Source organism: Ekhidna sp. (assembly GCF_965221965.1).
Lineage (GTDB): Bacteria > Bacteroidota > Bacteroidia > Cytophagales > Cyclobacteriaceae > Ekhidna.
On the sequence record NZ_OZ244926.1, the window covers coordinates 990,649 to 1,005,279 of the forward strand.

Consider the following 14,631-nt stretch of genomic DNA (forward strand, 5'->3'; position numbering starts at 1 on the left):
AAGATTAAGAGGGTGTTATGAGTTTGTTTAATTATGGAAATGCGGAGATTTTCTTCTTGGTCAGCGTATAGTTTTGGCTTTTGAAGCAAATAGATCTAGTTAAGAAGATGAGCAGATATTTGAAGGAGATTTCCAGACTGTTTCAAATTCGACATTCAAAACCTGAAAAGTGGATCCGGCAAATGGAGGGGAAGGATCAATCAACCGCCGTGGTGTCTATGTCAGTGTTGCCATCTCGCTTCAAGGGATTGCTACCTACCATTAATTCACTCACTGATCAGTCGGTACTTCCGGAAAAGATCATGATCAATCTTCCCCGGTTTTTTAAGAGGGATAAAACCGAATATGAAATTCCAAACTATATCATCGAACATCCTTTGATTGAAATCAATTGGATTGAAAATGATTTAGGACCGGCGACCAAACTGTTGCCTACTATTGATTTCTATGAGCATAACCCCGATCGATTAATCATTGTGGTAGATGATGATCAGATCTATTCCCACCAGATGGTAGAGAACTATGTGAAGCATGAAAAACAACTACCGGATGCCGCGATGACGCTTTCCGGATGGACTGTGCCCGAGACTTTGGATCATGCATATAAAGAGCAACGATATGGTGGAATAGTGAGATTTTACCGAAGAGACAACTCAGTAGAAGAACCCGTTCGTGTTGATTGTCTGCAAGGAGCAGCCAGTTTTGCCGTGAAGCCAAAATTCTTCGATCGTACCATATTTGATTTTGATAATGCACCGAAAGAAGCCTTTTTTGTGGATGATATCTGGGTAAGTGGAAATTTAGCCAAAATTAAAACGCCAGTTTACGTTATTCCGGCACCCTTTCGTTTTGGCCGATTTGTTTCCATTAGGCAGTCCTCACAGTTTGGTCTTTCAAACAGTGTGAACGCAGACAATACAAACAATAATGCTCTTTACAAATATTTTGTTAATCAATGGTGGTCAATGAATCCTTGATCTTCTCTTAATGAACACCAACGAGTTATTTCCTCATTTTTACGATTCTGTTATCATGCCTTGCCCAGTTTGGAATTGACTCTGAAATGGTTTGAATTGCCGGTACAAATTGATCTAATTTTTTATAAACTGGATGAAGACTAAGGTATTGGTGACCGGATGTGCTGGATTCATAGGTTTCCACACGGTTAAGTTGTTAGTAAATCAGGGATACCATGTGATTGGTATTGATAATATTAACGACTACTACCCGATGACACTCAAGTTTGAGCGTCTGAAAGAGCTTGGAATCCATCCTGACTTCATTCGTTACAATCGTGAAACTGAAAGTGACGAATTTGACAACTTTCAGTTTGTTCGCATTGACATTACAGATGAGAAATCCATAACTACATTATTTGCTCAATACCGATTTGAGTATGTGGTTCATCTAGCAGCCCAGGCCGGAGTGAGATACAGTATCGATAATCCAAATGCTTATATTCAGTCGAATGTAGTAGGGTTTAACAATATTCTGGAGGCATGCAGGTACTTTCCGGTGAAGCATCTGGTTTATGCGAGCAGCTCCAGTGTATATGGACTGAACATTGACCAGCCTTTTTCCGTGGAGCACAAAACGGACGAGCCAGTAAGCTTATATGCGAGTACTAAAAAAAGTAATGAGCTGATGGCACATACCTACAGTCATCTATTTAAAATTCCTACTACGGGGTTACGTTTCTTCACAGTTTATGGTCCTTGGGGAAGGCCAGATATGGCGCCTATGCTTTTTGCTAAAGCCATTTCCAATGGAGACGCTATCAAAGTATTCAATAATGGGGAGATGGAGCGAGATTTTACCTATGTTGATGATATTGTAGGAGGGGTGAAGCAGGTGCTCGAAACCACCCCTAAGCCTAATGAGAAAGGGGTGAGATATCGGATCTATAATATAGGCAATAGCCATCCTGTCCAGCTTATGGACTTTATCAATATCCTGGGAGAAGAGCTTGGAATGGAAGTGAAAAAACAGTTTCTGCCATTGCAGGAGGGAGATGTGGTTAGCACCTATGCTGACATATCTGAACTGAAGGAAGAGATTGGTTATCAACCTAAGGTGTCTGTTAAAGAAGGAGTGAAGGAGTTTGTGCAGTGGTACAAAAGCTTTTATCAACTGGAGGCATGCTCAAGCTATTAGATTGTAATAATTTCTGGAGTCCATCGGGTGGAGGTGTTCGAAGGTATCATCTGGAGAAGATGGACTACTTCAAATCCAGATCGGATGTGCATTATGTTTTTGTAATGCATGACGATAAAACGTATACAGAGCAGATTGGGGAAAATGCTTTTATAGAGCATATCGAAGTTCCAAAGGTCTGGGGCAACTGGGAGTATCGCTATGTGATTCGAAAAGGGCCCATCGAGCGAGTGATTCTAAAGCATCGGCCGGATATCATTGAAGTAGGGTCTCCCTATTTTATGCCTCGAATCGTTCACTCAATTGTGAAAAGAAATAAACTCCGATCAATGGTTTTTGGATTTTGGCACGCGGATTTTCCGGTCACTTATGTTCGCCGTTTTCTGGAGAATACTCCTTTGGGTTTAGCAAATAAAGGAGAGCAACTAGCCTGGAGATATGCACGAAAGCATTACAACAGAATGGATGGAGTGTTAGTAGCCAGTAAAACCGTTAAAAACAGGATGGAGGAAAATGAAATAGAAAAACTTCATTTCACTCCTCTTGGGGTCAACAATGTGTTGTTCCACCCTGGTCAGAGAAACACCGGGCTTATCAATGATTTAAAAGCTGGTAACCTGGATCGGTTGATACTCTTTTTTCCTCATCGATTTTCAAAAGAGAAAGGGCTACACGTTTTGTTAAGGGCTTATGAGATGATACTGGAAATGCTGGAGGTACCTCCGGCTTTAGTATTAGCAGGAACAGGGCCATTTGAAAGCTCAGTAAGAGAAGCAGCAGCCAAATATGAGCATGTACATTTTAAAGGGTTCATTGAAAGCAAACAGGAAATGGCAGAGTACTACGCCAGTTCCGATTTAGGTTTTGCATTGAGTAACTGGGAAACTTTTGGGTTGTCATTGGTTGAAGCACTTAGTTCTGGACTACCACTTATTGCGGCTGGCGATGGAGCGGCCCGAGATCATATTGAAAAATCTAAAGCTGGATTAATTCTGGATGAAGTAACCCCGGATCAACTTGCTGATGCAATAGTGAGATTCAGTAGAATTGACCGACGCAAGCTGTCAGAAAACGCCAGGAAGTATGCCGCTCAATTATCGTGGGAAAGCTGTTTTGACCGTCAATTAGATATTTATCAAAGGGCAGTTGAGGTGAGTAAACGCATGGTTCATTAAGGCAATATTATATCTCCTGATTTCAATGTTAAAATAGATTGATGAAGAAAGGTTGATCATAATATTAGCATGAATGTGGGGTAAAAAAAGTCTCACTATTTCATAATGGGATTTGCTTTCGCTGCGCTAAAATCTGCATGATCTTTACTTCCGATTATGAGCGTGCCAAAGAGAAAGATTGCCCTGTTTGCTGATGTCCTTGAGGAAAATTTTGATGGGGTAAGCGTCACATTGCATAAGATTCTCAAAAATGCGCCAAAAGACCGATTTGAGTTTCTGATAATAACTCCGCACCCTCCGCTGTTTCCAGAAAAAATTCCCTTTGAAATCCATACCTGTAAATTTTTAGATCTACCCTTTCAAAAAGGTCAATCAGGATATAGGCTTGGGATACCCGGAAAGGAAGTCAAACAAAAACTGGATGATTTTAATCCTGACCTTATTCATTTTACATCACCTTCACTGCTGGGTCGATTTGCAATAAAGTATGCACGTAAACATAATATTCCTGTCATTAACATTTATCATACACATTTTCCTGCTTACTTGAAGTACTATATTGGGAAGTTTGGTGATTTCCTTTTTGGCAGAATGATCAAACGTTCGGTGATGTGGTATTATCGTAATGCAGACCTCACACTCGTGCCTACAAAACCAATTAAAAAGGATCTGAAAAAGCTGGGTGTTCCAAAGAAGAAGATGAAGGTGTGGGGACGAGCAATAGAAACAGGTAGTTTTCACCCGGACTTTCGTAACAAAACGTTATTTGATTTAGTCGTTCCCCAAGAGAATAAGAAAGTATTATTTGTAAGTCGTTTGATCAAAGAAAAGGACATGCCTTTGATGGTGAAAATTTACAAAAAGTTAAGGAAAACCGATAAAACGATTACAGTAATTGTTACCGGAGACGGACCAAAACGCGAGTGGTTGGAGGAACGTATGAGGAAAGCCATTTTTACCGGAAAGAAGACAGGGGAGGATCTGGCTAGGATATATGCCTCTAGTGATGTTTTTTTATTTCCTTCGTCCTCAGAGACTTTCGGAAATGTGGTCATTGAAGCCTTAGCATCGGGGCTGCCTGTCGTTTCAGCTGATGCTGGGGGGCCATCCGAGCTAATTAAAGACAGGAAAAATGGATTCCTTGTAAAAGGAAAGCCAAAAGAGTACGTAAAAAGAATTGTCCAGCTTTTAACCGATGAAAAACTCTATGCGGAAATGAGCCAAGCAGCTAGAAGCTCTATCGAGGAACGATCAATCGAGAGCCTCCATGAAAAACTCTGGAGTATTTATGATAAAACCATTTACGACTACCATACTGCTCCAGTGATACTTCACGTCATTCTGTTGTGTCAGGAGTGCCATTCAGGCAAAGTATTTAGGTGGTTGTGCCTTTCTTTTCTGGCCGCTAGATCAAAATCCCTTGATCTCACTATTTTTATTGCATGAAGAAGATTAATTGGCTGGATCATTTTGCCAACCTTCTGGTGGTGATTTTAGGTATCAGCATTGCGTTCTACCTGGAGAGTTATAAAGAAGAATCGAACAATCTGAAGCAGGAAGTAAAATACCTGGAGAGCCTGATTTCGGATATGAATGCGGATATTAAAGCTCTGGATACATTGCAGGTGATCAACGAGGCAATGTTGCAATCGCTGGCTACACTCTCAAGGGCTAGTGTGGGTCAGCCGTATGGCGGGGACTCGGTTTTGGTAAATAGCACATTCCGAATTCAGTATAACCCACCTTTTTCTCCACAGAAAACCACCTATGAATCATTGAAAGCATCGGGAAAGATGGATTTAATCGGAGAATTCGAGCTTAGGAATAAAGTTGTAGAATTATATGAGCAGTATTATCGAGGTGTAGCTGATTGGGATAATGCAATCAATGAGCATGTGCGTGATTTTGTCAAACCTTTTTATATACATCATGTGCGTTTTACTGGTCCTGGGAAGCTCGACCCTTCATTTCTCTCGGAAGATGCATTCCGAAACATGATTTTTTCATATAGGTCTATTTTTGTTTCTAAAAATGAATTTTATAGTCAGGTGAGTCAACGTATTTCTCTCGTTCAAGAAAAACTGCAAGCCAGACTCGAAGCGCTTAATTAGCACCAATCTAATGTTGTGATTTTATCTCTAAGGCACCTTAGGCCAATTCCTCCCACTTCTCCATCAGCTTCTCCAGTTGTTCTTTCTTCTGGTTGTAGTCGATGTTTACTTTCTCATATTCCTGTGGGTTTTCATAGATCTGAGGATCAGCCATCTGGGTTTCTAGCAGCTTGATGTTGCTCTCCAGCGATTCTATCTCCTTTTCTACACTTTTTAACTCTTTGGCAGCCTGTTGCTCCTCGGTATTGTTACGTTGTTTGGTGTTTGACTTCTTTTTTGGAGCTGCCTGTTCTTTTTGGCTGACTTCTTTCGGTTGATCTTTCCTGTTTTTATTCCACCACCACTCAAACTCTTTGTATGTGCCTGGGTACTCTTTTATCTCCTTATCTTCTATCCACCAGATTTTGTTAGCTACTTGCGTGATGAAATGTCTGTCGTGAGAGACTAGTAGGAGAGTGCCCTCGTATTGTTGCAAGGCCTGCACCAAAATACTCACGCTCATCATATCCAGGTGGTTGGTTGGCTCATCCAGTAGCAAAAAGTTTGCTTCTGAAATTAGCGTCTTAGCCAGTGCTACCCTGGATTTTTCTCCTCCCGACAAGACTTTGATTTTCTTGAAAACCTCATCGTCCGAAAATAGGAAGCACCCCAAAACACTCCTTAATTCTTGCTCTGTTTTTCCTGTGCCGGCCTGCTTTAGTTCTTCCAGCAGGTCATTTTGAATGTTCAGGTCTTCCAGCTGGTGCTGTGCATAAAAGGAGTTGATCACATTATGACCGGTTTGTACTTTCCCTTCGTGCGACTCGGTTCCTGCAACTATTCTTAGAAGCGTGGATTTACCTTTACCATTGGCTCCAATTAGTGCGATTTTATCCCCTCGTTCAATGCCAATCGTAGTATCATCCAGTATCTGTAAGTCACCATATGATTTAGAGATGTTCTCCAAGCGTTTAACGTGCCTGCCGGATTTGGTTTTGAAGTTGAAGCGGAAGTTGACCTTCATGTTTTCATCTACCACTTCTTCAACACGATCCATCTTCTCCAGCATCTTCATCTTGGATTGGGCCTGGCTGGCTTTAGTCGCCTTTGCTTTGAAACGCTCAATGAACCGTTCAGCTTCTTTTATCTTCTTTTGCTGATTTTCATATGCGTTCTGCTGAAGTTCATTTCTGAGGGCTTTCTCTTCTTCATAGAAATCGTAGTTTCCCGAATAAACATTCAAATCAGCCTGTGAGACTTCCACTATCTTGTTTACCGTGCGATTCAAAAATTCCCTATCGTGAGAGACAATGATATATGCACCTTCATACGATTGAAGGTAGTTTTCAATCCACTGAATGGAGGGTAAATCCAGGTGGTTAGTCGGCTCATCCAGCATGAGTAGACTTGGCTTTTCTAATAGAAGCTTCGCTAGCATTACCCGCATTCTCCAGCCTCCCGAAAATTCACTCAAGGGTCGTGAAAGGTCTGCGGTTTTAAATCCGATTCCTTCGAGGATTTCCTCAGCTTTTGACTGCAATGAATAGCCCTCATTCGCCTCGAATCGCTCCTGCAGTTTGGTGAGTTTATCTACCAGCTCATCCCGGTAATTTTCCTCCATCTCCTTGATGACTTTATCTATCTCTTTCTGAATCTTCATCGATTCAGCAAAAGCTGTCATGGCCACAGATAAAATGGAATCCTGTGTTTGAAAGGAGAGGAGGTCCTGATTAAGAAATCCAATGGTTGTATCCTTACTCATCGATATTTTACCACCGGATGGCTGCACATCACCCACCATCATTTTTAGTAATGTGGATTTACCTGTGCCATTAAGTCCAATCAGTCCAATTTTATCTTTTGGACCAATGAAAAGGGAGGCTTCATCGTATAGCGCACGGTCTCCCAGGTAGTAAGAAAGATTCGTAATATCGATCATGGCCGCAAAAGTAAAACTTAGATGGAGTAAATGAGTTTGTTTTGATAATATGTAAATTGAATAGTCGAAAAATTCTGATGTCATGAACAGTATCCTCACCATTTTATTCTCATTTATTCTAATGGCTTGCTCTTCTAAGCAGCAAGCGGATCCCCCATCAAGTGATCCGATTGATTGCGGGGAATTAACCTCAACTGAAGGGTTGCGACTGGATGAAGTCGAACTTCCTGATGGCTTTAAAATTGAAGTGTTTGCGAGGGTAAATAATGCGCGATCATTGGCACTTACAGAAAATGGAACGCTCTTTATTGGAAATCGGGGAGGTGGTTCTGTATATGCCATTCGTGATACAGATGGTGATTGGAAAGCCGATGAAAAATACGTGATTGCCAAAGACCTTCGCTCGCCCAATGGCGTTGCTTTTAAAGATGGCTCACTCTATGTAGCTGAGATTTCCAGACTCTGGCGCTATGACAACATCGAGGAAAATCTGGACAATCCACCTGAACCAGTTTTGATTTATGATGATTACCCCACAGATGGACACCATGGATGGAAATACATTGCTTTTGGGCCAGATGGAAAACTTTATGTGCCGGTAGGAGCTCCGTGCAACATATGCGAGAGTAAGAATGAAATGTATGCTAGCATTACTCGTATGAATCCGGATGGATCTGGTCGGGAAGTCTACGTTCATGGTGTTAGAAATACCGTAGGATTTGATTGGCATCCGGAAACAGGGAATATGTGGTTTACCGATAATGGGAGAGACTGGATGGGTAATGATATACCTCCGTGTGAACTTAACCGGGTGACAGGGGCTGGCCAGCATTTTGGCTATCCATATTGCCACGGGGGATATATCAAAGATCCTGAATTTGGTCACAAATATCCATGTGGTGATTTTGTAAAACCTGCGCAAAATCTTGGGCCACATGTTGCCCCACTTGGGATGAAGTTTTGCACAAGTGATTCATTCCCGGAATCGTATCAGAACATGATATTCATAGCTGAGCATGGATCCTGGAATAGGGATGCAGATGTCGGTCATACAGGTTATAAGATTACCATGGTAACAGAGGAAAATGGAGAAGGGGGATCTTATGAAGATTTTGTTTCCGGTTTTTTGGATAAAGAAACAAATACCGGCTGGGCGCGACCGGTCGATTTGGTATTCGCTTCGGATGGCTCATTGTTGGTATCGGATGACCTTGCAGGAACAGTATTTAGGATAAGCTATACAAAGTAAAGAGGGGTTCTCAGAAGCATCAATCTCGTTTTACCATTTACGGTACTTTTAACGAGGTGACTTTACTTCCTTAGTAAAGACCACATACATTGAGATACCCTCTTTCCTAAGTCTGTTAACCTTACGGCAATACTTTCATTCTTTACTGCTTAGTAAAAACCGCCGTATTTTGACACTCATCACTGAAAAATGTGACTGTGAGTTGAGTATCACTGTTTTTTACATAATTTGCCGGATCGTTATCGTCACAGGAATCCCCATCTTCACATAAATGAATGGTGGATACTGTAACAGTTAATGTTCCGTTTTCAGTTTCAATTTGCTGTGTCTCAGGGTTTGCTTGTTGTAAAGTGTAAGTTCCATCTGCATTAATTTCTATATTAATGCAAAATGGGTCACACGTTATCGTCCCATTATCATCAGCAGATGGACAATTGCTGACAGTGATAGAAGTTGATTCCCAGGTGCCAACTAACGCCGACAGATAGCCATTGTCATCATCGTCATCCCCACAGTTTATCAGGAAAAGTGGGGCGGTGAGTAGGAGCAAAAAATAGAGTTTGTTTTTCATGATCATGGACTTTATTGTTTTACCCATTGAATTTACTCATTTTTCATCTTAATCCTTTAATAACCTTTTTTATGAGTCTGTTGTGATGAGTTAGGCGGATACCTCTGAGGATGTTAAATACATCTTATTTTTCCTTTATTTGCTCACCGTGTTTGTAAGTAATCACCTCCTCCAGATTTCCTTTTTTGTCAAAGTATTTCCACTCACCATGTCTTCTATTTCTTACGTATTTTCCAGTGTATTCGACCTGACCGTTTTTGTAATAGGAAGTGTACTCTCCTTGCAACTTATTGAGCTCATAAGTTGCCTCAACCTTTAGTTTACCATTGGAATGAAACTCTTTATGTGCCCCATATTTGTTTCCAAACCGGTAGGTGGTTTCGGATATTTTTTCCCCATCATCAAAGACTTCCTGCAGGCCATGAGGTTTGCCTTTTTCATATCTTTCTATAGAAAGCAATTTCCCCTTATCATCCCAGGATTTCCAGGTGCCGTGTGGTAGCTCATTTTCCAATTCCTTTTGCGCAACAAGCTGACCTTTTTCTGTGTATTCTTTGATTGACGCATTCTTGCCATTATTTGAAAAACTGGATTCCAACCTTACTTCTCCGTTTTCATGATAGTCCAGGCTTTTACCCACTCTGTATCCATCCTTGTATTTGTATTCACTCTTGGTTTCTCCATTTTCAAAATAAACCAGGTAGTCACCTTGTAAAGCGCTCTCTGAATAATTTCCTATCGCCTTGAGCTGGCCGTTTTCATGATACATTTTTACCGAGCCACTTTTATCCCCACGCTTATTCACGACTTCCATTTCTAATTTACCTGAAGGATAGAAGGTCTTGTAATCGCCATCCAGAAGACCATTTTGATAGTTGGCGATTAGTTGAATGTTGCCGTTCTCGTAATATTTTATCGTAGTGCCATTTGGTCTGCCATTTTCGTAATGGGTTTCTTCTTTAATATTTCCATTCGCGTAATAGGAATAGACGGGTCCATCGGGTTTACCTCCTTCAAAGGAGGTGGTGCCTTTTAGTTTTCCTTTCTCATCATAGAGCTTGATCTTACCAACCAGAGTGTCGTTGCTGAAAGTCGCCTCCTGGATCAGCTGACCGGAGGGAGTAAAGACTTGGGTTAACCCCTCTCTAAGATTTTGTCGATAAATGGTCTCTCGCTGAATACTTCCATCAGGGTAGTAATTGTAGAAGACTCCTTCTTTATTGCCCTGATCAAAGTTTCCGGAGACAATGACATTACCCTTAAGGTCATACATTTTATATCCACCATCTACCTGAGAACTGTCTCCGTTTAGGATATGATATTCCTCTTTGAGTTGTCCACTTTCATAGTAGGTTTTGACCTTGGTTTGTGAGAAAGCAGAAAAGCAAAAAACGAGTGTTAGAATGAATAATGGTGATTTGATCATAACGAATAAAAAAAGCCCAACGGGTAAACGCAGGGCTAATTTATAAATTGTTGAATTTAGATTAAACCTTCTCCACTACGATAGCAGAAGCGCCTCCACCTCCGTTGCAAATACCTGCACAGCCGATCTTACCACCCTTCTTGTTAAGGACATTAACAAGGGTAGTGATGATTCGTGCACCAGAGGTTCCTAGCGGGTGACCAATAGCTACCGCACCTCCAAATACGTTTAGTTTCTCAGCATCTAGTCCTAATTTTTGCTGATTGGCAATAGCTACTGCCGAAAATGCCTCATTTATTTCCCAGAAATCCACATCGCTTTGTTCTATTCCTGCGTGAGCAAGTGCTTTAGGGATGGCCAGGGCAGGAGCGGTGGTAAACCAGATTGGCTCCTGGGCAGCATCACCAAACCCTTTGATCTTGGCGATCAGTGTAAGGCCAAGTTCCTCGGCTTTTTCTTTGCTCACCAAAACAAGAGCAGATGCACCGTCATTGATTGTAGATGCATTTGCTGCAGTTACGGTTCCTTCTTTTCCAAAAACCGGACGAAGAGACGGAATCTTATCGAAGTTTACATTTCTGAATTCCTCATCCTCATCCATCACTACCGGATCTCCTTTTCGCTGAGGAATTTCAACAGGAACTATCTCATCTTTAAACTCACCAGCCTCTGTAGCTGAGGCTACTCGCTTATACGAGTTGATGGCGTATTCATCCTGAGCCTCGCGTGAGATATTCATTTCTTTTGCTGTATTGTCTGCACAATTCCCCATTGGGAAGCCATTGTAAACTTCCCATAGTCCATCATGCATCAATCCATCTACCATCTGACCGTGACCATACTTGTAACCGAATCGTGCTTTAGGTACATAGTAAGGAACATTGGACATGCTCTCCATTCCTCCTGCTACTACCACGTCGTTGATGCCTAGCATGATAGACTGTGCGCCTAGCATCACTGACTTCATTCCTGATGAACATACTTTATTTACAGTGGTACAAGGAACATTATGGCCGATTCCAGCCCCAATTGCAGCCTGTCTTGCAGGCGCCTGTCCAAGGTTTGCTGAAAGGACATTCCCCATAAATACTTCATTGACCTGGTCTGCAGCTACACCTGATTTATCCAGGGCTCCTTTGATGGCAAAGGTGCCTAATTGAGTGGCTGAAAAACCGGAGAGTTTTCCCCCGAAACTTCCAATGGGGGTGCGAACTGCCGAGGCTATGTAAACTTCTTTCATCGAGTACTTGGTTTATGTTGTTATGATAAAATCAATAAAAAGTCCCGATGGTTCAGATCGGGACCGCAAAGATCGCAAAAGTTGATGGTAAAAAGTAATCTGCTGGTAAGATGCATTTACCAGTCAGGCTTTCCGCTTGGCGGACGCTTGGTTGCTTTTCTTTTCTGATGCTGTAAGTATTTGATTTCACTTTGTCGCATCGCCTCCAAAAGCTGCCGTGCTTTTTCCTCGCTGATGCCCATCTCTTCTAGCTTCTCCTTGGTCATTTGCTCCTGGGACTTCTCCTGCTCTTGCTCTTCACCTTCCTTTTGTTCCTGATTTTGTTGCTCCTGTTCTTTCTTTTCTTCTTCAGACTTTTCCTGATTTTCTCCCTGCTGGTTTTCTTTATTTTCCTGTTCGCCCTCTTTTTGCTGATCCTGTTTTTGTTGCTCGTCTTCGTTTTCCCCGTCCTTGTTTTCCTGATCTTGGTTTTCCTGATTCTTATTCTGTTCTTGCTGTTGTTTTTGCTCTTCCAGCAGCTTCTTCACTACCTCATAGTTATATCTCGCTTCCTGGTTTCTCGGGTCTGCTTTTATTGCAGATTTGAGTTGTTGTAATGCCTCTTCCAGCTTTCCGGCATCTTTGCTCATTACCCCTAATTGTTGCAGCGCAATGGACTTCAGTTTATTGTCAAGTGAGGTTGCTAATTGATTGTAGTTCCTTTTAGCTCCTGCAGTATCATTCAGGTGATAGTGAGAGTGTGCAAGGTTTAATTTTACCGCAGGATCATCCACTCCTAGTGAGTCCCGTAGCATGGTGTATTTGGCCAGAGCTAATTCATAATCTTTTGCCAGGTAAGCGGCCTCTGCTTCCTTTTTTAGCGCATTCACTTTTGTGATCTCTTTTGGATCCGTGATCACTAAAGCCAATATGATTACAAAAAAAGTTTTCATAATTTGATCAATTTCACACTAAACACTACATCCAAAACCATCAGCAATAATGCAAAGCCGAGAAAATAGAAATAACGATTCTGTGTAGCATCTACTTGTTTAGCGTCCCTCATTTCTCCTTCTACACTATTGATTGCATTAATCAAACGTGCAACATCGTTTCTTGATTCATTTATTTCAAAATATTCTCCTCCGGTATTTTCAGCAAGGTTTTCCAAAGAAGAAGAGTTTAGCTGAGATACCACTTCATTTCCACTCTGATCTGTTTTAAATCCATTTCGTGTTGGGATCTTACTGCCCTGTTTAGTTCCCACCCCTAAAGTGAATAGCGTTATTCCTTCCGACTCCAATTCTTCGGCGATCTCATCCGTATTATCTCCAAAGTCTTCACCATCACTAATAAGAATGGTGATTTTGGATTTTGATCGGGTAATCACTGTATCATCAGCGATTAACTTTTCAGTCGCCATTTCGAGAGGAGGTCCAAAGTCTGTTCCAAAGTTTGGAACCATCTCTGTGTTCAGTGTCTGGATGAAAAGGTTAAGGGCATTGTTATCATAGGTGAGCGGGCATTGCATGTATGCTTCACTGCTGAACATAATGAGCCCGATACGGTCGGAGTTAAATGCCTCTACAATATTTTTTAATTCGAATTTTACTTTTTCCAACCTGGATGGCTGTACATCAGTGGCATTCATTGATTGGCTCAAATCGATGCAGATGAAAATATCTTTTCCTACTGTTTTCACTTCCCTTGAGGTATCTCCGAAGCTGGGACCGAGCAATGCAGTGATGATAAGGGTGAAATAAATTGTTCGAAGGATGGTTTTAATCGCTACTCGCGTGGCAGGCAACCCCAGTCTTTTGGTGGTGGTGATCACTCGCCAAATAAAGACCAGGTACAGGACTAAAAATGTAGTCGCAAGAACTAGTTCAAAAGTACCTACTGAGTTTACCCACTTCATGGTTGGCAAATCTAACAGATCAAGCGAATGAGTTAAACAGGATTATAGCGGATTAACATTTTTTAATGTGAACGGTAAAGGCAAGGTTAGTACAACCTGGTTTTTAAGACCATTGGATTACCTTGTGTGCTTTGACATGAGCAAATGATATCCTGATACTTGAGATAGCTCGGTGTATAAACGTCAATGTTGACATAGTACCTATTATCTTCATCCATTAAGGCTTTAACCTCTGAAGAGACAGGATCGAAAAACTGGTCATCGATTAATTTTCCTATGTAGAAGACTGCCTCATCACATGGTTCTGACGTATCTACCCAAATGATGTTTCCCTCTTTTTGGGTAATAATTTGCAAAGGCTCTTTTTCTTCACCATCAATAAGATATTCTTTGCTTCCGGTGCCCGGGTGGCCATACCCGTAATTAATCACTGCTTTTAATTGCCCGGTGGAGTAGTAGATTTTTCTTGGACCGTGGATTCTATCATTTTTATATGATGTGGCGGCATATAGTTGTCCGTCCTCGTAGTATTTTCTTGATACACCCTCTCTTTTACCATATTCGTAAGGCATTGCCAGGAGGATGGTTTCACCGTCATCATGGTACAAATATGAAGTGCCATGCTTTTCTCCATGCTCATAATTTACCACGGTTTTGAGCTTATTGTCTTTGGTGTATTGTCTAACCTCTCCGTGTTTCTTTTTTCGAACAGGTTCAAGAACCTCGGTTTGGCTTGAGATCAATTCAGTCAGGTCGAGATAGACCGCACTCATGCCGAAAAAACTAAGGATTACTAGTGCTAGAAGGATTTGATTTTTGTTCATACCACAATTTATTAATGAATTGGATAAAGAATTGAGTCAACGAAATGGATTTTTGACGGTAACTTT

The 14,631-nt window shown here is 41.5% G+C and carries 13 protein-coding genes; 6 read left to right on the plus strand and 7 right to left on the minus strand.

Going from position 1 to position 14,631, the window contains the following annotated elements:
* Window positions 1–107: 107 nt before the first annotated feature.
* From ACOQON_RS04895 to ACOQON_RS04915, 5 genes are all read left to right on the plus strand, one after another.
* Window positions 108–977 carry a hypothetical protein gene (locus ACOQON_RS04895; RefSeq protein WP_420577809.1) on the plus strand — a complete coding sequence of 290 codons (870 nt, stop codon included), beginning with the start codon at window positions 108–110 and terminating at the stop codon, window positions 975–977.
* 133 nt (window positions 978–1,110) lie between these two features.
* Complete coding sequence (locus ACOQON_RS04900; protein ID WP_420577810.1) at window positions 1,111–2,154, plus strand: GDP-mannose 4,6-dehydratase; 1,044 nt, start codon at window positions 1,111–1,113, stop codon at window positions 2,152–2,154.
* Window positions 2,139–3,329, plus strand: a complete 1,191-nt coding sequence (locus ACOQON_RS04905) for a glycosyltransferase (RefSeq protein ID WP_420577811.1) — start codon at window positions 2,139–2,141, stop codon at window positions 3,327–3,329. The genes ACOQON_RS04900 and ACOQON_RS04905 overlap by 16 nt, the downstream gene beginning before the upstream one ends.
* A 156-nt stretch (window positions 3,330–3,485) precedes the next feature.
* Window positions 3,486–4,775 carry a glycosyltransferase family 4 protein gene (locus tag ACOQON_RS04910; RefSeq protein WP_420577812.1) on the plus strand — a complete coding sequence of 430 codons (1,290 nt, stop codon included), beginning with the start codon at window positions 3,486–3,488 and terminating at the stop codon, window positions 4,773–4,775.
* Window positions 4,772–5,440 (plus strand): DUF6090 family protein, encoded by a 669-nt coding sequence (locus ACOQON_RS04915; RefSeq protein ID WP_420577813.1) that lies wholly within the window; start codon window positions 4,772–4,774, stop codon window positions 5,438–5,440. Before ACOQON_RS04910 ends, ACOQON_RS04915 begins: the two co-directional genes overlap by 4 nt.
* A gap of 37 nt (window positions 5,441–5,477) precedes the next feature.
* Here the strand turns inward: ACOQON_RS04915 and ACOQON_RS04920 are convergent, their stop codons facing one another.
* Window positions 5,478–7,358, minus strand: a complete 1,881-nt coding sequence (locus tag ACOQON_RS04920) for an ABC-F family ATP-binding cassette domain-containing protein (protein ID WP_420577814.1) — start codon at window positions 7,356–7,358, stop codon at window positions 5,478–5,480.
* Between the two features lie 82 nt (window positions 7,359–7,440).
* On the opposite strand from ACOQON_RS04920, the gene ACOQON_RS04925 reads away from it, so the two are divergent.
* Window positions 7,441–8,607, plus strand: coding sequence for a PQQ-dependent sugar dehydrogenase (locus tag ACOQON_RS04925; RefSeq protein ID WP_420577815.1), 1,167 nt, complete (start codon window positions 7,441–7,443; stop codon window positions 8,605–8,607).
* A 142-nt stretch (window positions 8,608–8,749) separates the two neighbouring features.
* On the opposite strand, the gene ACOQON_RS04930 is transcribed toward ACOQON_RS04925, so the two are convergent.
* From ACOQON_RS04930 to ACOQON_RS04955, 6 genes are all read right to left on the minus strand, one after another.
* Complete coding sequence (locus tag ACOQON_RS04930; RefSeq protein WP_420577816.1) at window positions 8,750–9,205, minus strand: hypothetical protein; 456 nt, start codon at window positions 9,203–9,205, stop codon at window positions 8,750–8,752.
* A 97-nt stretch (window positions 9,206–9,302) separates the two neighbouring features.
* Window positions 9,303–10,604: a toxin-antitoxin system YwqK family antitoxin gene (locus ACOQON_RS04935; protein ID WP_420577817.1), complete on the minus strand. Its 1,302-nt coding sequence runs from the start codon at window positions 10,602–10,604 to the stop codon at window positions 9,303–9,305.
* A gap of 61 nt (window positions 10,605–10,665) precedes the next feature.
* Window positions 10,666–11,844: an acetyl-CoA C-acyltransferase gene (locus ACOQON_RS04940; RefSeq protein ID WP_420577818.1), complete on the minus strand. Its 1,179-nt coding sequence runs from the start codon at window positions 11,842–11,844 to the stop codon at window positions 10,666–10,668.
* Between the two features lie 116 nt (window positions 11,845–11,960).
* Window positions 11,961–12,776: a hypothetical protein gene (locus tag ACOQON_RS04945; RefSeq protein ID WP_420577819.1), complete on the minus strand. Its 816-nt coding sequence runs from the start codon at window positions 12,774–12,776 to the stop codon at window positions 11,961–11,963.
* Window positions 12,773–13,741: a vWA domain-containing protein gene (locus tag ACOQON_RS04950; protein ID WP_420577820.1), complete on the minus strand. Its 969-nt coding sequence runs from the start codon at window positions 13,739–13,741 to the stop codon at window positions 12,773–12,775. Before ACOQON_RS04950 ends, ACOQON_RS04945 begins: the two co-directional genes overlap by 4 nt.
* 86 nt (window positions 13,742–13,827) lie before the next feature.
* Complete coding sequence (locus tag ACOQON_RS04955) at window positions 13,828–14,565, minus strand: toxin-antitoxin system YwqK family antitoxin (RefSeq protein ID WP_420577821.1); 738 nt, start codon at window positions 14,563–14,565, stop codon at window positions 13,828–13,830.
* Window positions 14,566–14,631: the final 66 nt, after the last annotated feature.